The 16,045-nt window shown below is 72.7% G+C and carries 19 protein-coding genes; 6 read left to right on the top strand and 13 right to left on the bottom strand.

The window, feature by feature from the left end:
- Window positions 1-4 precede the first annotated feature (4 nt).
- The 8 genes from ACGFIZ_RS24210 to ACGFIZ_RS24175 all read right to left on the bottom strand — a co-directional run bounded on the left by ACGFIZ_RS24210 (window position 5) and on the right by ACGFIZ_RS24175 (window position 5,992).
- Entirely contained in the window at window positions 5-1,297 is a 1,293-nt protein-coding gene (locus ACGFIZ_RS24210; RefSeq protein ID WP_393422746.1) for a hypothetical protein, read from the bottom strand.
- Between the two features lie 5 nt (window positions 1,298-1,302).
- A complete protein-coding gene (locus tag ACGFIZ_RS24205) occupies window positions 1,303-2,067 on the bottom strand; it encodes a SigE family RNA polymerase sigma factor (RefSeq protein WP_393422744.1) in 765 nt (254 codons plus the stop codon).
- Between the two features lie 104 nt (window positions 2,068-2,171).
- On the bottom strand, window positions 2,172-3,044 hold the full coding sequence (locus ACGFIZ_RS24200) for a PH domain-containing protein (RefSeq protein WP_393422742.1): 873 nt from the start codon (window positions 3,042-3,044) through the stop codon (window positions 2,172-2,174).
- A gap of 6 nt (window positions 3,045-3,050) precedes the next feature.
- Window positions 3,051-3,209, bottom strand: coding sequence for a hypothetical protein (locus tag ACGFIZ_RS24195; protein ID WP_165878125.1), 159 nt, complete (start codon window positions 3,207-3,209; stop codon window positions 3,051-3,053).
- A 116-nt stretch (window positions 3,210-3,325) separates the two neighbouring features.
- A complete protein-coding gene (locus ACGFIZ_RS24190; protein ID WP_393422806.1) occupies window positions 3,326-4,009 on the bottom strand; it encodes a DUF6758 family protein in 684 nt (227 codons plus the stop codon).
- 193 nt (window positions 4,010-4,202) lie between these two features.
- On the bottom strand, window positions 4,203-4,829 hold the full coding sequence (locus tag ACGFIZ_RS24185) for an RNA methyltransferase (protein WP_347669082.1): 627 nt from the start codon (window positions 4,827-4,829) through the stop codon (window positions 4,203-4,205).
- A gap of 54 nt (window positions 4,830-4,883) precedes the next feature.
- Window positions 4,884-5,402, bottom strand: coding sequence for a hypothetical protein (locus tag ACGFIZ_RS24180; protein ID WP_393422740.1), 519 nt, complete (start codon window positions 5,400-5,402; stop codon window positions 4,884-4,886).
- 74 nt (window positions 5,403-5,476) lie between these two features.
- Entirely contained in the window at window positions 5,477-5,992 is a 516-nt protein-coding gene (locus ACGFIZ_RS24175) for a MaoC family dehydratase (protein WP_393422738.1), read from the bottom strand.
- Between the two features lie 559 nt (window positions 5,993-6,551).
- Between ACGFIZ_RS24175 and trxA the strand changes: the two genes are divergently transcribed.
- On the top strand, window positions 6,552-6,914 hold the full coding sequence (trxA, locus tag ACGFIZ_RS24170; RefSeq protein WP_393422736.1) for a thioredoxin: 363 nt from the start codon (window positions 6,552-6,554) through the stop codon (window positions 6,912-6,914).
- A 207-nt stretch (window positions 6,915-7,121) separates the two neighbouring features.
- On the opposite strand, the gene ACGFIZ_RS24165 is transcribed toward trxA, so the two are convergent.
- Window positions 7,122-7,535: a thiol-disulfide oxidoreductase DCC family protein gene (locus tag ACGFIZ_RS24165; RefSeq protein ID WP_393422734.1), complete on the bottom strand. Its 414-nt coding sequence runs from the start codon at window positions 7,533-7,535 to the stop codon at window positions 7,122-7,124.
- Window positions 7,536-7,626: 91 nt separating this feature from the next.
- Between ACGFIZ_RS24165 and ACGFIZ_RS24160 the strand changes: the two genes are divergently transcribed.
- Entirely contained in the window at window positions 7,627-8,676 is a 1,050-nt protein-coding gene (locus ACGFIZ_RS24160; RefSeq protein ID WP_393422804.1) for an Rv2578c family radical SAM protein, read from the top strand.
- A 26-nt stretch (window positions 8,677-8,702) separates the two neighbouring features.
- On the top strand, window positions 8,703-9,113 hold the full coding sequence (locus tag ACGFIZ_RS24155) for a CoA-binding protein (protein ID WP_393422732.1): 411 nt from the start codon (window positions 8,703-8,705) through the stop codon (window positions 9,111-9,113).
- Between the two features lie 82 nt (window positions 9,114-9,195).
- Here ACGFIZ_RS24155 and ACGFIZ_RS24150 read toward each other — a convergent pair whose 3' ends face one another.
- Both ACGFIZ_RS24150 and ACGFIZ_RS24145 read right to left on the bottom strand, forming a co-directional pair.
- Window positions 9,196-10,392, bottom strand: a complete 1,197-nt coding sequence (locus tag ACGFIZ_RS24150; RefSeq protein ID WP_393422730.1) for an acyl-CoA dehydrogenase family protein — start codon at window positions 10,390-10,392, stop codon at window positions 9,196-9,198.
- A 160-nt stretch (window positions 10,393-10,552) separates the two neighbouring features.
- Complete coding sequence (locus ACGFIZ_RS24145; protein WP_393422728.1) at window positions 10,553-11,761, bottom strand: RNA-guided endonuclease InsQ/TnpB family protein; 1,209 nt, start codon at window positions 11,759-11,761, stop codon at window positions 10,553-10,555.
- 235 nt (window positions 11,762-11,996) lie between these two features.
- Here ACGFIZ_RS24145 and ACGFIZ_RS24140 point away from each other — a divergent pair, with 235 nt between their 5' ends.
- Entirely contained in the window at window positions 11,997-12,377 is a 381-nt protein-coding gene (locus ACGFIZ_RS24140) for a DUF4190 domain-containing protein (protein WP_393422727.1), read from the top strand.
- A gap of 96 nt (window positions 12,378-12,473) precedes the next feature.
- On the opposite strand, the gene ACGFIZ_RS24135 is transcribed toward ACGFIZ_RS24140, so the two are convergent.
- Window positions 12,474-13,289, bottom strand: coding sequence for an SDR family NAD(P)-dependent oxidoreductase (locus ACGFIZ_RS24135; RefSeq protein ID WP_393422725.1), 816 nt, complete (start codon window positions 13,287-13,289; stop codon window positions 12,474-12,476).
- Window positions 13,290-13,409: 120 nt separating this feature from the next.
- Between ACGFIZ_RS24135 and ACGFIZ_RS24130 the strand changes: the two genes are divergently transcribed.
- Entirely contained in the window at window positions 13,410-13,958 is a 549-nt protein-coding gene (locus ACGFIZ_RS24130; RefSeq protein ID WP_393422723.1) for a DUF4190 domain-containing protein, read from the top strand.
- A gap of 99 nt (window positions 13,959-14,057) precedes the next feature.
- Here ACGFIZ_RS24130 and ACGFIZ_RS24125 read toward each other — a convergent pair whose 3' ends face one another.
- Window positions 14,058-15,014 (bottom strand): HpcH/HpaI aldolase/citrate lyase family protein, encoded by a 957-nt coding sequence (locus tag ACGFIZ_RS24125; RefSeq protein WP_393422721.1) that lies wholly within the window; start codon window positions 15,012-15,014, stop codon window positions 14,058-14,060.
- Window positions 15,015-15,148: 134 nt separating this feature from the next.
- On the opposite strand from ACGFIZ_RS24125, the gene ACGFIZ_RS24120 reads away from it, so the two are divergent.
- Complete coding sequence (locus ACGFIZ_RS24120) at window positions 15,149-15,976, top strand: SDR family NAD(P)-dependent oxidoreductase (protein WP_393422802.1); 828 nt, start codon at window positions 15,149-15,151, stop codon at window positions 15,974-15,976.
- The last annotated feature ends 69 nt before the right edge of the window (window positions 15,977-16,045 follow it).

The raw sequence follows: 16,045 nt of genomic DNA, 5'->3' as shown, positions 1-16,045 counted from the left end.
GACGCTACCCGGCGCCCCCGGCGGGTGCCGCGTCGGCGACGACCACGATCCGCGTACCCGGCTTGACGCCGGTCACCGGGGTCGAGCCGGCCGCCTCGCCCGCGAGCACCCGGTCGAGGCGTACCAGCACCAGGCCGCCGCGCCCGTCGACGTACCAGGCGGTCTGGGCCGGCGTCCAGGACACCGCGCCGGTCAGCGGCGGGCCGGCGGGCCGGGCCACCGGCGTCCGGTCGAGCGTGGACAGGTCGACCAGCAGCGCCGCGGCCGCCGACGAGCCGGCCCGGCCGTTCGCCAGCAGCCAGCGGCCGTCGGCGGAGACCGCGCCGGGCCCGTCGGCGTCGAGCGCCGGACCGCAGGCGGTACGGGTGGCGGCGAGGCCCCGGGCGGGGTCGAGCAGCGCGAGGCAGGGCCGGCGCGGCGTACCGGCCGAGACCAGGCCGACCGCCTGCCCGTCCGGTAGGGTCCCGTGGACCGCGAGGACGTCCCGTCCGGCCCCGGTGGTCAGCCCTCCGGCGAAGGGGCGCCAGAGCGCGTACCCGGGGCGGGCCGGGTCGAGACGGACCAGGACGGCGTCGCCGACGAAGCCGGCCGGCACGGCCGCGGCGGGGGCCGGCGTGCTGGTGACCGCGATCAACTTGCCGCCGGTGAGCCCGGCGACGGAGAGGTGGTCGCCGTCGCGCCAGGCGACCTGCCGTCCGTCGGCGGCGAGGACGATCGCCTGGGCCCCCACGAGCAACCGCTGGGTGGTCCCGTCGGCCCGCACGGACATCAGGGTGCGGCCCGCCGCGCTCGGCGCGCTTACGACCAGCCACCCCTCCTCGTCGCGGACGCGCTGCGCCCGATCGACCGAGGCGATCCCGGTCAGGACGATCTGCCGGTCCCGGGTCGTGGTGAGGACGTCGCCGACGACCAGGTCGACGGTCGACCGGACCACCGGTCGCGCGGGTCCGGTCGACGGCGTGGGCAGCGGGTCCGGGGAGGTCCTGCCGGCGGCGCCGCGCGGGTCGCCGAGCACCACCGTGTCGGTGGCCGGCGGCCCCGCCTGCCCGCTGACGTTCACCATGCCGGCGCCGATCAGCACGGTGGCCACCCCGGCCAGGGCGGTGCCGGCCAGGGCGCGGCGGCGGCGGATGCGCCCGGCCCGCCGGATGGCCAGGCCGGCCGGGTCGGCGGCGAGCGGTCGGGGCGCGGCGACCTGCCGGGAGAACGTCTCCCGTACGGCTCGCTCCAGCTCGTCCCGTGTCACGTCCAGTTGACGCTCCCGGGCGGTCGTCCGGTTGTCAGCGGGGGTCGGCACGCCGCTCACCTGCTCTCCGCGCCGACCACGTCGACGGGCAGCGGCATCGCGCCGGCCTCCGCGGGCGGGGCGGGAGCCACGACGGGCGGCGTCCCGGGCGGGGTGGAAGCCACGGCGGGCGGGGTCGGTGCCGCCCGGCGCGGGGCCGGCCGGGCGGCACCGGTACGGCCGCCGGCGCCGGTACGGCCGCCGGCACCGGTACGGCCGCCGGCGCCGGAGGGCGTCGGCCGGTCGGCGCTCCTCGCCCCCGCCGTGTCGTCGGGCAGCTCCAGCGCGGCCTGCTCGCCCAGCCGGCGCCGTAGGGTGGCCAGCGCCCGGGAGGTCTGGCTTTTCACCGTGCCGGGCGAGATCTCCAGCAGGGCGGCGGTCTGCGCCTCCGACATGTCCTCGTAGAACCGCAGCACCAGTACGGCGCGCTGCCGGCTCGGCAGCGCCCTGAGGTGCCGCCACAGCACGTCCCGGTCGAGCTGCTGCTCGATCTCGTCCACGCCGGCCCGCTCGGGCAGCACCTCGGTCGGCCGCTCACCGTGCCAACGCCGCCGCCACCAGCTCGTCGAGGTGTTGACCATGACCCGTCGCGCGTACGGCTCGATCGCCTCGATCCCGCCGAGCCGTTTCCACGCCAGGTACGTCTTGGTCAGCGCGGTCTGGAGCAGGTCCTCGGCCGTGGCCCAGTCCCCCGCGAGCAGGTACGCGGTGCGCAGCAGGGCGCCGGAGCGGGCCGCGACGAACTCACGGAACTCCTCTTCCAGCGGGTCCCTGTCGACCACCGCTCACCTCCCCGCCCCCGTGCCTGCTGGCAGGCTGTCATGCCGGGAAGAGTCGGAGCGAGGGCAAACGGTGCGCTTTTCCTCCGATGTTCGGACGAAAAGTTTCAGGCGCCGTCGTCGGCCTTGGCCTCGTCGGCCTCCTTGCCCAGGCGCGCTTCGACCGCCGCCGGCTCGTACATCTCTTCGACCACGCGCAGGTAGAGCTCGTTCGGGTTGGGCAGGTTCTTGATCTCGCGGAGCGCCTGGTCCTGACCGGCGGACTCCAGCACGAACGTGCCGTAGTTGAGCGCGCGGCCGGCCGGGCTCTGCTCGTACTTCATGTCGGTGACCCGGGCCAGCGGCATCATCGCCACCTTGCGGGTGACGATGCCGTTGACCACCATCACCCGCTTGTTGGTCAGGATGAAACGGTCGTACCACCAGTCGGCGACCCGCCACGCCACCCAGCCCATCACGGCGAACCAGAGCAGCACCGCGACGGTGGTCAGCGCGCCGACGTCCTGCCCGGCGAGGAACCCGGAAAGGTAGCCGAGCACGAACGTCGCCGCGATGCCCACCGTGATCGGGGTGGCGAGGTGGACCCAGTGCCGCTTCCACTCTCCCCGGTACCGCTCGGTGGGGAAGAGGTAGCGCGCCGTCAACGAGCTGGGCTCGTCCTCCAGCGGCAGGACCCGCCGCGAGCCGGACGGGATGCCGGACGCGTCCACCCGCAGGCCGGCCAGCTCGTCCTCGGTGATCTGCGGAGACTGGTAACCGGCCTCGGGATCGCGGACCCACGCGCGCCCGGAGCGACCCTCGTCCGAGTACGGACCGTCGCCGTAGCCGAAGTCGTCCGAGAAGGACGGACCGTCGGGACGGCCGCGGCCCGGGCCGGGCCCGTCCTCGGGCCCGATCCTCGGAATCGGTTCCGTGTCTCGCTCGCGGCGCTCCCGGTCGGGATCGTCGGGGTCGAAAGGGGGACCGGAGGGGCTTCCCATGGCCGGCTAGGCGATGAGGCTGGTGAAGAAGTCGCCGAAGCCCTGTGCGATGTCCATGATGCCGCCGCCGATGGACTTGAAGACGTCTGCGGCGGAGTTGGGCCGGTAGGCGACAAAGAAGATCAAGAATGCGATTCCGGCCCAGGTGAGGACCTTCTTGACCATGGCGGGCCATCCTCTCGCGCGGCGCCGGGTCCACTTACCGCAGCGGCACCCAGAGTATCAGTACGGTGTCGTAAAGTGAATCTCTGCGTCCGTTCCCCGACAGTTCGGGACGGCTGTCAAGCCTTCCCGTGCAGATACGGAGACGGTGCGCCGTACACGAGCTCGGTGGGCATCCACTCGATGAGGTCGCACAACTCGACGTCCTCGGCGAGCAGATGCCCTGCGCTCGCCGGCCAGGTTATCGCATGAAGCCACATTCCCCGAGCCTCGCCGGCGTACGCGCTTCGATCCGTGAGGGAGTTCACCAACCACAGTGGAGTCGGATGGCCGGCCACCCGGATCCTGGCCTGCCCGACGTGCCCGGGGTGCCCGGGGCCGGGATCGGTCAGCGCCTCGGCGAGCTGCGGGCCGGGATCGGGGCCGGGCATCCCGGCGAGCCGGGTGCCCAGGCCGACACCCGGCTCCTCGGCCACGAAGACCAGGTCGGCCGGGCCGCCGCCGAGCGGCTCCGGCCCCGCGCAGGCGACCGCGGTGGCCCGCACCCCGTCCCGCTCGTCCCCCGCGTACGCGACGCCGGTCAGGGTCCAGCCGGGCGGCAGCGGCCAGGGACACCAGAGCGGGGCGGCCTGGCCGTCCCGGGGCAGGGTGGTGGCGATCCGGTCCACCACGCTCGCCACGATCTGCGCGCCGATGTGCTCGGGCACGTGCAACGGCGGCACCGGGCCGCAGCACGGACACCGCCACTCGCTGTGCATCAGGTCCGGCTTGCGGACGGATCCAGCGCACCTGGGGCAACTCACCACGACACTCACGTTCCCACCGTCACCCCGCCGTGGTCGCCCGTCAAGCCGAGACGGGGTTTTCTCCGGCCACCGGGCGGCGGCCCCGGCCGCGGGCGGGCGCGGTGCGGGGCTCAGTCCGTCGGTGGCGGGGGTGCGGTGCGGGGGCTCAGTCCGTCGGCGGCGGGCCGGCGGGGGTGCGGTGCGGGGGCGCTCAGTCCGTCGGCGGCGGGCCGGCGTGGGCGCGGATCCAGGCGTGCATCGCGATGCCGCTGGCCACCCCGGCGTTGATCGACCGGGTGGAGCCGTACTGGGCGATGGAGAACAGCTGCGCGCAGGCCGCCCGGGCCGGGTCGGACAGGCCCGGCCCCTCCTGGCCGAACAGCAGCACGCAGCGGCGCGGCAGCGTCGTCGTCTCCAGCGGCCGGGAGCCGGGCAGGTTGTCGATGCCCACCACCGGCAGCTCGCGCTCGGCAGCCCAGGCGACGAACTCCTCGATCGTCGGGTGGTGCCGCACGTGCTGGTAGCGGTCGGTCACCATGGCGCCCCGCCGGTTCCACCGGCGGCGCCCGACGACGTGCACCTCGGCGGCCAGGAACGCGTTGGCGTTGCGGACCACCGTGCCGATGTTGAAGTCGTGCTGCCAGTTCTCGATCGCCACGTGGAAGTCGTGCCGGCGCCGGTCGAGGTCCGCGACCACGGCCTCGCGCCGCCAGTACCGGTACCGGTCCACCACGTTGCGCCGGTCGCCGGTGGCGAGCAGTTCCGGGTCGTACCGGGGGTCGTCCGGGGGGTCGCCGGGCCACGGTCCCACGCCGACGTCGAGCTGGTCACCGGTCACGGTCTGCAGAGGGTACGGCCCGACCGGCCGCCCGGGGCCGTCGGGTGACCCGGCTCAGCCCAGGTCGAGCGCCCCGCCGAGCCGGTCCAGGAAGCGCCGGTCGGCCGGGGCGGCCGGCCCGCCGGCGGGGGCGGCGCGGCAGACCCGGGCGGCCACCGACAGCACCCACTGCCGGTACGCGGCCGAGTCGGCGGGGTCGGCGCGGCGGCGCAGTACGCCGACGGCGGCCCGGCACGCGGCCAGCAGGTCGACCAGGTCGGTGAGCCGGTCGGCCGGGGGCGTCGAGCCGTCGTGCCGGGAGTAGATGGCGGCCACCACGGCGCGGACCAGATCGCTGTCGAAGGCCCGGCCGGCCGCCACCGCGTCGAGGCCGGCGAGCCCGGCGGCCACGCCGCGCGGTGGGTGCCCGGGGGCGGGGGTGGCGGCGGCGACGAGCACCCGCCCGGGAAGGCCGGTCAGCAGCGCCCACTCGGCGGCGGAGTAGACGGCGGTGGTCAGCGGTGCGGCGCGGCGGCCGGCGGCCGGCGGCTCTCCGGCGACGGAGTGGCTCATGGGAACCTCCGGCGCCAGCATATGCCCCGGATCGCGCGCCGGACCCCGCCCGCGGAGAACCCGGCGGGCGGGCCCCAGCGCGTACGGCGGTGGGGTCAGCGCGGCGCGGGGAAGCTGGGCCGCTCCGGGTCGACACCCTCCGCGACGGCCGGCGCGGCGTACTCCCGCTTGGGCACCATCACCCGGCGGCGGAAGACGCAGACCATGGTGCCGTCCTGCTTGTAGCCACGGGTCTCGACCGACACGACGCCCCGGTCCGGCTTCGACTCCGACTCGCGCTTGTCCAGCACCGTCGTCTCGCCGTAGATGGTGTCGCCGTGGAAGGTCGGGGCCACGTGCCGCAGTGACTCGACCTCCAGGTTGGCGATGGCCTTGCCGCTGACGTCCGGCACGGACATGCCGAGCAGGAGGGAGTAGATGTAGTTGCCCACCACCACGTTGCGCTTGAACTGACTCGCCGACTCCGCGTAGTGGGCGTCCATGTGCAGGGGGTGGTGGTTCATGGTGAGCAGGCAGAAGAGGTGGTCGTCGTACTCGGTGACGGTCTTGCCCGGCCAGTGCCGGTAGACCGCGCCGACCTCGAACTCCTCGTAGTAGCGGCCGAACTGCATCGGTGTCCCCTTCAGGGCGGGCGACGGAGTTCGACCCAGGATGCCTTACCGGGGGTTAAGGTGGCGGCCGGGCGGGCGTCGAGAAATGTCACATCGACCGCGACCTGGGGAGACGCAATGAGCGGCGGGGCCCTCCCCGGCACCCGCCGCCCACGCTTTGATGAGGAAGATTCTGCCCCAGGCAACGACGGACGCATAGAGACGGGCGTCACATTTACACTTCTGTAACATCACGATGAGTAGCCGAAGGTCGCCCCTCAAGCGGCCTCCCCAGGTTGGATCGATGCCTCCCCAGGTTGGATCGATGCCTGTCAGGCGTCAGATCACCGATCCGTAACGGCCGCACGTACGGACCTCCTTGGAAGCGCTCTCATCACTCCTCGTCACGCAAGTGCTTCCTGCATGTGCGCCCTGCAACCCTTGCCCCACAGATCTGGGTCGATATCCTGGCTCAGGCCGGCGGCCCGGCGGGGTTTCGGTGGCGACCACCCGGGAATTCGACGGAACCTGTCCTGGTTGCAGGAGGCGTAGGTGATTCCGCGGTGATCGGAGACTGCAAATGGCAACCGTTGAGCTGACCACGGCGAACTTCGACGAGGTGACCGGCAGCGACGGTATCGTCCTCGTCGACTTCTGGGCCGAGTGGTGCGGCCCCTGCAAGCGGTTCGCCCCGGTCTACGAGCGCTCCTCGGAGAAGCACCCGGACATCGTCTTCGGCAAGGTCGACACCGAGGCGCAGCAGGCGCTGGCCGCGAAGTTCGACATCCGGTCCATCCCGACGGTGATGGCGGTGCGGGACGGCGTGATCGTGTTCGCGCAGCCCGGCGCCCTGCCCGAGTCGGCCCTGGAGAACCTGATCCAGCAGGTCGAGGCCCTCGACATGGACGACGTCCGCAAGAAGCTGGCCGAGCAGAAGCACTGAGCCGAGCCCTCCGACGGCCGGGCCCCACCGGGGTCCGGCCGTCGGTGCGCCCGGATTGCCCGCCATGTCGGCGACATGGCGGTGTCCGAGCCGCGGAATGCCCGCCATGTCGGCGACATGAGGTGGATCAGCCCCGCCCAACTGCGCCCGCTTTCGGGCCGGACGGTCCAGGTGGCGATCGACTTCATGTCGGCGACAGGGGACCGGTCAGGCGCCGGCGGTGGGGCGTCCGGCCGCGCCGTAGAGGCGCTCGCGGGCCTCCTGGGGCAGCGCGCAAGCAGTCGTGCCACCGGGCAGCCGGTGCCGGTTGCGGGCCACCCACCGGTACGCGGGCCAGGCCAGCGCCGGCGCCAGGCGGAGCCCGGCCCCGGCGACCCGCCAGAGCGGGCCGCTGCCGCCCAGCAGCTTCGCGATCGCGTCCGGCCCGGCGGCGCGGGAACCGTCCGCGCCGACCCACTGCACGGCCTCCTCGCACTCGGCGGCGGTGAGACCCAGCGCGTCGAGGTCGGCGAACTGCCAGGGCACCACGCGCGCCTTCGTGGGGATCCGGCGCTCGATGAACTCGGCGCAGCTGGTGCAGAACGCGCAGTCGCCGTCGTAGACGAAGGTCGACGTCTCCATTCCCCCATCCTCCCCCGCGGGGCGACGCGCCGGGCGCCGGTGTCCGGCAGGTCACTTGCACTTCTCTCGTACGCATGTTCGAATGATGGCCATGCGCTGGGACAACCTCTCCGCTCCCCCGGACGAGGGGGTTCCCGAGCGGGCAGCGCCGGCGGCTCCACCCCTGCCGCTGGCGCTGCCCGGCGCGATCGCCCGCACCTTCGACACCCCCGGCTTCGCCGGGATGACCTTCTACGAGGTGCGGGCAAAGTCGATCATCAACCGGGTGCCGGGCGCGTCGCGCGTCCCGTTCGAGTGGACGATCAACCCGTACCGCGGATACAGTCATGCATGTCTATACTGCTACGCGAGGCACACGCACACCTACCTGGACCTGGACGCCGGGGCGGACTTCGACCGGAAGGTGATCGTCAAGGTCAACGCGGGCGAGCTGGTCCGGCGGGAGTTGGCCGCGCCCGGGTGGCGCGGCGCGCACGTCGCGATGGGCACCAACGTGGACTGCTACCAGCGTGCCGAGGGGCGCTACCGGCTCATGCCGCAGATCATCGAGGCGCTGCGCGACTTCGCCAACCCGTTCTCGATCCTCACCAAGGGCACGCTGATCCTGCGGGACCTGCCGCTGCTGCGTCAGGCGGCCGAGGTGACCCGGGTGGGCGTGTCGTTCTCCGTGGGGTTCGTGGACGAGGCGCTGTGGCGCTCGGTCGAGCCGGGCACGCCGAGCCCGCGCCGCCGGCTGGACGCCGTCCGGGCGCTCGCCGACGCGGGGTTCGCCGTCGGGGTGCTGATGGCGCCCATCCTGCCGGGGTTCACCGACACCGACGAGTCGATCGACGCCACCGTGGCGGCGATCGCCGCCGCCGGCGCCACCAGCGTGACGCCGCTCGCCCTGCACCTGCGCCCCGGCGCCCGGGAGTGGTACGCGGGCTGGCTCGGCCGGGAGCACCCCCGGCTGGTCCCCCGCTACCGGGAGCTGTACGGGGCCGGGGCGTACGCGCCGCAGGCGTACCAGCGGGAGCTGACCGCCCGGGTGCGGATGGCCGCGCGCCGGCACGGCCTGCACCGCGCGGAGGCCGGCGAGAACCGCCGGCTGCCGGAGCCACCGCCGAAGGCGCCGCCGGCCGAGCAGCTCACCCTGCTGTGAGGTCGCCTGTCGATTAGAGTCGCGGGGTGCGTACCGCTCAGCAGATCCTCGCCGACGCCGCCGTGATCGCCGTCGTGGGCGCGTCCAGCGACCCCAGCAAGCCGGCGCACACCGTGCCGGCGCAGATGCAGCGGTACGGCTGGCGGATCATCCCGGTCAACCCGTGGCTGGAGGGCGAGCTGTTCGGCGAGCGGGCGTACCGGTCGCTGGCCGACATCCCGCACCCGGTCGACCTGGTCAACGTGTTCCGCCGGCCGGCCGACGCCGTCGAGGTGGTCCGCCAGGCGGTGGCGATCGGCGCGCCCGCGGTGTGGTTGCAGCTCGGGATCGTCTCGCCGGAGGCACGGCGGATCGCCGAGGAGGCCGGCATCGACTACGTCGAGGACGCGTGCCTCATCATCGAGCGCGCCGCCGCCGGCCTGACCCGGCTGGGCTGATCCGCACCGATGCCGCCGACATGGGGGTGTCCGAGGCGGTCGGATACCCCCATGTCGCCGTCATGCCGTCCTGGAACGGCTGTCAAAGCTTGTACTCCTTGAGCAGGCCGCGGGAGATGATGGTCTTCTGGATCTCCGAGGTGCCCTCGCCGATGAGCAGGAACGGCGCCTCCCGCATCAGCCGCTCGATCTCGTACTCCTTGGAGTAGCCGTAGCCGCCGTGGATGCGGAACGCCTCCTGGACGACCTCGGCGCAGTACTCGGAGGCGAGCAGCTTGGCCATGCCCGCCTCGACGTCGTTGCGCTGGCCGGCGTCCTTGAGCCGCGCGGCGTTGACCATGAGGGCGTGCGCCGCCTCGATCTTGGTGCCCATCTCGGCGAGCTTGAACGCCACAGCCTGGTGCTTGGCAAGCGGCTGGCCGAACGTCCTGCGCTGCTGGGCGTACGCGACGGCCAGCTCGAAGGCCCGGATGGAGATGCCGCAGGCGCGGGCGGCGACGTTGACCCGCCCGACCTCGATGCCGTCCATCATCTGGTAGAAGCCGCGGCCGAGGCGCTCCGGGCCGCCGAGGATCGCGGTCTCGGGGACGGTGACGCCGTCGAGCACCATCTCGGTGGTCTCGACGCCCTTGTAGCCCATCTTCTCGATCCTGCCGGGGATGGTGAGGCCGGGCGCGGTCTCGCCGAAGCCGGGCTCCTTCTCCAGCAGGAAGGTGCTCATGTTGCCGTACACCGAGTCGGCGCCGGTGTCGGTCTTGACCAGGGTGGCGACGACCGATGAGTACGCGCCGTTGGTCAGCCACATCTTCTGCCCGTTGAGGACGTACCGGTCGCCGTCGCGGACCGCCCTGGACTTGATGGCCGAGACGTCGGAGCCGCACTCCGGCTCGGACATGGAGAACGCGCCGCGCACCTCGCCGGTGGCCATCCTCGGCAGCAGCCGGGCCTTCTGCTCCGCGGAGCCGTGCTGGGAGATCAGGTACGCCACGATGAAGTGCGTGTTGACGATGCCGGAGATGGACATCCAGCCCCGGGACAGCTCCTCCACCACGAGGGCGTACGTCAGCAGGGACTCGCCGAGCCCGCCGTACTCCTCGGCGATGGTGAGGCCGAACAGGCCCATCTCGCGCATCCCGTCGAGGATGTCGGCGGGGTACTCGTCGGCGTGCTCCAGCCGCTGGGCGTGCGGGATGATCTCCTTGTCGGCGAACTCCCGGACGGTCTCCAGGATCGACCGCTGCACATCGGTCAGGCCGGGCGTCTGGGCGAGTCGGGCCATCTCAACCTCCGGGGATCGACGCATTACTCGCAGGTAACTGAACGCGCGGTCAGTATCGACCCGCCTGGCCGGCAAGGCCAAGGTGACCAGTCCACACAACCCCTTTGACTTCCTCCCCTCTGAATGAGGGGAGTCCCGTCGGCCTTGCGGCCGGTCCGGTTTACGCCGGGCGCCTCGCGGCGCGGGGTTCCTGTTTCACCGCCGATTGCGGAAGGGAGGACCCTTGCCGTCTGACATCAGCTCCACAGGCATCGCCAGGGGTGTGCCTGGCTACGGCTCGACCAGCCGCAAGGATGTTCTTCGCCGCGTTCACGTCCCGGTCGTGGCGGGTGCGGCAGGTCGGGCACGTCCAGTGCCGGGTGGACAAATTCAGCGCAGCAAGCAGATGCCCGCACGCCGAGCAGGTCTTGCTGCTGGGATACCAGCGGTCGATCACCACGAGGGTACGGCCGGCGCGTTCGGCCTTGTACTCCAGTTGGCGGCGGAACTCACCCCAGCCGCAGTCGGAGATCGCTCTGGCGAGACGGCGGTTGCGGACCATGTTCGCGACGGCGAGGTCTTCGATCACGATCGTGTCCGCAGCCCGGATCAGGTGGGTGCTGGTGCGGTGGAGGAAGTCCGCACGAGCGTTGCGGACCTTGCGATGCGCACGGGCCACCTTCGCCCTGGCCTTGCACCGGTTCGCGCTGCCGCGCTGGCATCGGGCCATGCGCCGCTGGTAGCGGGCAAGGTTGCGGGCCTTGCGTTGCAGATGGCGGGGGTTGGCGATGCGCTGCCCGTCGCTGGTCACGGCGAAGTCGGTGATGCCGAGATCGACACCGATCTCGTGCCCGGTCGGCTCGCGCGGTTCAAGGTCGTCGGTGTCGACGGCGAACGTCACGTACCAGCGGCCGTCCGGCTCCCGGGAGATCACGACCATGGTCGGGTCGAGTGTGGTGACGTCGACGTCGTCGAACGACCACACGAAACGCAGCGGGTCGTGGGTCTTCGCCACGTGCAGGGAACCGGTTCTGATGCGGAACGCGGAGCGGGTGTAGTGCGCCGACTGGCGACCGTTGCGGCTTTTGTAGCGCGGGTATCGGGCGCGACCGGCGAAGAAGTTCGCGAACGCGGTGTGCTGGTGCCGCAGGGCCTGCTGCAACGGCACCGACGACACCTCCGACAGGAACGCCAGTTCGGTGGTCTTCTTCCATGCGGTGAGCGCGGCGTCCGTCTGCCGGTACGAGGTCTTCTCGCCGCGCTGACGGTAGGCGGCGTGGCGTTCGGCGAGGGTCCGGTTCCATACGAGGCGTACGCAACCGAACGTACGGCTGAACGTTACCGCCTGTTCGGGCGTCGGATACGCCCGGCACTTGTACGCCGTCCGCACAGCAGCAACTTTACGCGGGGGATTCGGTGGTGTGAGAAGGCAGGCCGTGTGGACCAGCGAACTTCGTTTGCGGACCCGTCCCGGCTACGGCGGGCCGCTCCTGACCGGAGTCCACATCCCTCCCTGGCCTGAAGGCCGGAGCATCCTCCGGAGGATCAGGTGAAAAGGTTCACCGGTGCGGGTAGCGTCCGCAATACAGGCCAGGTCACGACGGATGCGACGGGAGGTGCGGCGGGTGAGTCGTCCACCGCAGGAGCCGGAGCAGCCGCCATCCCCGTACGAGCCGCCGGGCCACGACGCGCCCGGCCAGCCGATCGGGTACGGACCACCGCCGGGATACGGCCCGCCCGGCGGGTACGGCCAGCCGGCTCCGGGCCGGCGGACGAACGTGCTCGCGGTGCTGTCCCTGGTGTTCGCGTTCGTCTTCGCCCCGGCCGGGATCGTGCTCGGGCATGTGGCCAAGCGGCAGATCCGGCGCACCGGCGAGGAGGGCGACCAGCTCGCCACCTGGGGGCTGATCCTCAGCTACGTCTTCACCGTGCTCGGGGTGCTCGCCTGCTGCGGCTGGATCGCCCTCGCCATCTGGGCGAACCACGACGGCGGCATGTACCGCTGAGCCGGCCCGGCCGTCCGGCGACCGCCCGCGCCGGCTCGGCTGAGCCCGGGCGCCGCCCGCCCGCTGCCCACGGGATCAGCGACGCGAAGGGGCGGCTCAGCGGAACTGCGCCTCCCGGACGCTGTTGCCGCCGTCCACCACCAGCATCTGGCCGGTGATGTAGGACGCCGCCGGCGAGCAGAGGAAGGCGACCGCGGCGGCCACCTCGTCGGGGGTGCCGGGGCGGCCCACCGGCGTGCCGAGGCCCTGCCGCAGCTCCGCCACGGTGGACGCGGCGGTGTGGATGATGCCGGGGGCCACGGCGTTCACCGTCACCCCGTCGGCGATCATCTCCATGGCCAGCGCCCGGGTCAGCCCCACCACGCCCGCCTTCGCGGCGGCGTACGCAGCCTCGGTGGGCAGGGCGTTGACCGGGCCGGCGGTGGCCGCGACGTTGACGATGCGCCCCCAGCCCCGCTCGGCCATCCCGCCGATGAACGCCCGGCTGCACAGGAACGCCGTGGTCAGGTTCCGGTCGATCTCGCCGCGCCACTCGTCGTAGCTCAGCTGGGCCACCGGGCGCAGCACCTCGGGGCTGGCCCGGCTCGCCAGGCCGGCGTTGTTGACCAGGACCTCGACGTCGCCGAGCTGCTCGACGACCGCGTCGGCGAGCGCGCCGACCTCGGACTCGTCGGTCAGGTCCGCGACGAAGCCGGTCACGCCCAACTCCCCCGCGCGCTCGTGGATGCGGCGGGTGGTGGAGACGATCGCCACCCGGGCGCCGAGGTCGGCCAGCCGGCGGGCGGTGGCGTACCCGATGCCGTCCGGGCTGCCGGCTCCGGTGACCAGGGCGACCCGGCCGTCGAGCCGCATGGTGACCGGCTCGGCCAGCGGCGCCGGCGCGTCCTGCCCCGTCCGCACGTCGATTGCCATGCCGCGATCCTGCCCGCTTCCGGCGCACGGGGCAATGCGCCGCCCGGCGACGCGAGCACCCGGTTTTGCGTCGGTCTGGCTACCCTGACGGCGCACCCTCGACCAGACGGAGACGAACCGATGACATATCCTCCGCCGTCCGGCGGCCCGAACGATCCCTGGGCGCAGCCGTCGGCCCCGCCGGCCGACCCGACACTGGCGATGGGCGGGCAGCCGATCCCCGCCCAGCCGGCCAACCCCGACCCGTACGCCCCGGCCGACCCGTACGCCGTGGCGAAGTCGGACCAGGGCCCGGCGGCCAATCCCGACCCGTACGCCGCGCCGGGCTACGGGCAGCCCGGCTACCCGCCCGGTTACCCCACGCCGGGTTACCCCGGTTACGGCTACGCGCCGCCGCAGAAGACCAACGGGATGGCCATCGCCGCCCTGGTGCTCTCCCTGGTCGGCATCGCGTCCTGCATCACCGCGCCGATCGGCGCGATCCTCGGGCATGTGGCCCGCAAGCAGATCCGGGAGAGCGGCGAGGGCGGCGAGGGGATGGCGAAGGCGGCCATCATCGTCGGCTGGATCCTCACCGGCCTGCTGGTGCTGCTGATCATCTTCTACGTCGTGGTCATCGTGCTGGCGATCGCCACCGCCGACACCGGCGGCAGCACCCCCACCTTCTGACGCGCGGTGCCGCCCCGGGGCCCGGGGCGGCACCGGCGACGGGGCTCAGCCGGCCGACGGGGCTCAGCCGGCCGACGGGGCTCAGCCGGCCGACGGGGCTCAGCCGGCCGGCGGGGTGAACCTCGACGTGCGGGTCAGCCCGGCCGCGCGGCCCTTCGCCGCGATCACCAGCGCCATCTTCCGGGACGCCTCGTCGATCATCTCGTCGCCCAGCATCACGGCGCCGAGCCTGCCGCCCGCCTCCGAGGTGTAGTGCTCGTACGCGTCGAGGATCAGCTCGGCGTGGTCGTAATCGGCCTGGCTCGGCGAGTAGACCTCGTTCGCGGCGTCGATCTGGCCCGGGTGCAGCACCCACTTGCCGTCGAACCCCAGCGCGGCCGAGCGCTTCGCCACCTCGCGGAACGCGTCCACGTCGCGGATCTGCAGGAACGGGCCGTCGATCGCCTGCTTGTCGTGCATCCGGGCGGCCATCAGGATGCGCATCAGGATGTAGTGGTACGGGTCGCCCGGGTAGTCGGGGATCAGCGCGCCGACCGCCAGGGACCTCATGTTGATCGAGGCCATGAAGTCGGCCGGGCCGAAGATGATGGTCTCCACCCGGGGCGAGGCGGCGGCGATGGAGTCGACGTTCACCAGGCCGGCGGCGTTCTCGATCTGCGCCTCGATGCCGATCCGGCCGACCTCCAGCCCGAGGGTCTTCTCCAGCTGGGTGAGCGTCAGGTCCAGCCACTGCACCTGGGCCGCGTTCTGCACCTTCGGCAGCATGACGCAGTCCAGGTTGGCGCCGGCGCCCTCGACGACCTCGATCACGTCCCGGTACGTCCACGGGGTGGTGAGGTCGTTGACCCGGACCACCCGGGTCTTGCCGGCCCAGTCGCCCTCGTTGAGGGCGGCCACGATGTTCTTGCGGGCGTCCGGCTTGGCGAGCGGGGCGACCGCGTCCTCCAGGTCGAGGAACACCTGGTCGGCGGGGAGGCCCTGGGCCCTGCCGAGCATCTTCACACTGGAACCCGGCACGGCGAGGCAGGACCGGCGGGGGCGACCGACAGCGGCCATCGAGTGCGCTCCTTCCCGCGTCGGCGGACGGGCCGACGGGCAGACGGATGCCGCCGCACCGGGCGGACTCAACGATCCCAAAGGTGTTTGTGACGTCACGGTAACCTCGCGCCATGACCGGGGTGAATGGACCTGTGGAAGATCTCACTGGGCGTCGGATCGTGGTGGTGACGGGCGCCAGCTCCGGCATCGGACTGGCCGCCGCCGTCGACCTGGCGCGCCGCGGCGACCAGGTGGTATTGGTCGGTCGGGACCCGGCCCGCCTCCAGTCGGCGGGCGACCGGGTACGCGAGGCGTCCGGCGAGCGTCCCGAACTGTTCCGCGCCGACTTCGCGGTCCTCGACGACGTACGCGGGCTGGCGGAGCGGCTGCGCGCGGCGTACGACCGGATCGACGTGCTGGCCAACAACGCCGGCGCGATCGTGCTGCGGCCGGTCACCACCGTGGACGGCTTCGAGCTGTCGATCCAGGCCAACCACCTGGCCCCGTTCCTGCTCAGCAACCTGCTGCGGGACCGGGTGGGCCGGATCGTGGTCACCGCCTCGGGGGCGCACCGCAGCGGGGTGCTGGACCCGGGCGACTTGAACGCGACGCTGCGCGGCTACCGGCCGATGCGCGCGTACGGCACCAGCAAGCAGGCGAACATCCTGTTCACCGCCGAGGCGGCCCGGCGCTGGCCGGAGATCCCGGCGTACTGCTTCCACCCCGGCGTGGTGCGGACCCGGTTCGGCGCGGACAGCCGGCTGGTGGCCCTCGGCATGCGGCTGCTGCCGTTCCGCAGCCCGGAGCAGGGCGCGGAGACCCTGGTCTGGCTGGCCAACCAGGACCCGGCGCGGCTGGCGGACGGCGGCTACTACTTCGACCGTCGGCCGCGGCGACCGCTGCGGAAGGCGGCCGACCCCCAGGTCGCCGCCCGCCTCTGGGCGGCCAGCGCGCAGGCGGTCGGCATCCCGGAGGCGTAGCCCGCGGGGCCGGGCGGGGCGGTGACTAGCCGCGGCCTCACCGGGTACGCGTCCGACATGGGTAGCCAC

This window comes from Micromonospora sp. NPDC048830 (assembly GCF_043198215.1).
Lineage (GTDB): Bacteria > Actinomycetota > Actinomycetes > Mycobacteriales > Micromonosporaceae > Micromonospora.
This window is presented reverse-complemented; position numbering and strand designations above follow the sequence as displayed.

Excerpts from the sequence above, each read along its gene's own strand:
- ACGFIZ_RS24195 (WP_165878125.1), bottom strand. The coding sequence starts at position 3,209 with ATGGTCAAGAAGGTCCTCACCTGGGCCGGAATCGCATTCTTGATCTTC.
- ACGFIZ_RS24125 (WP_393422721.1), bottom strand. The coding sequence starts at position 15,014 with ATGGCCGCTGTCGGTCGCCCCCGCCGGTCCTGCCTCGCCGTGCCGGGT.
- ACGFIZ_RS24150 (WP_393422730.1), bottom strand. The coding sequence starts at position 10,392 with ATGGCCCGACTCGCCCAGACGCCCGGCCTGACCGATGTGCAGCGGTCG.
- ACGFIZ_RS24135 (WP_393422725.1), bottom strand. The coding sequence starts at position 13,289 with ATGGCAATCGACGTGCGGACGGGGCAGGACGCGCCGGCGCCGCTGGCC.
- ACGFIZ_RS24180 (WP_393422740.1), bottom strand. The coding sequence starts at position 5,402 with ATGCTGGCGCCGGAGGTTCCCATGAGCCACTCCGTCGCCGGAGAGCCG.
- ACGFIZ_RS24160 (WP_393422804.1), top strand. The coding sequence starts at position 7,627 with ATGCGCTGGGACAACCTCTCCGCTCCCCCGGACGAGGGGGTTCCCGAG.
- ACGFIZ_RS24130 (WP_393422723.1), top strand. The coding sequence starts at position 13,410 with ATGACATATCCTCCGCCGTCCGGCGGCCCGAACGATCCCTGGGCGCAG.
- ACGFIZ_RS24200 (WP_393422742.1), bottom strand. The coding sequence starts at position 3,044 with ATGGGAAGCCCCTCCGGTCCCCCTTTCGACCCCGACGATCCCGACCGG.
- ACGFIZ_RS24175 (WP_393422738.1), bottom strand. The coding sequence starts at position 5,992 with ATGCAGTTCGGCCGCTACTACGAGGAGTTCGAGGTCGGCGCGGTCTAC.
- ACGFIZ_RS24165 (WP_393422734.1), bottom strand. The coding sequence starts at position 7,535 with ATGGAGACGTCGACCTTCGTCTACGACGGCGACTGCGCGTTCTGCACC.
- trxA (WP_393422736.1), top strand. The coding sequence starts at position 6,552 with ATGGCAACCGTTGAGCTGACCACGGCGAACTTCGACGAGGTGACCGGC.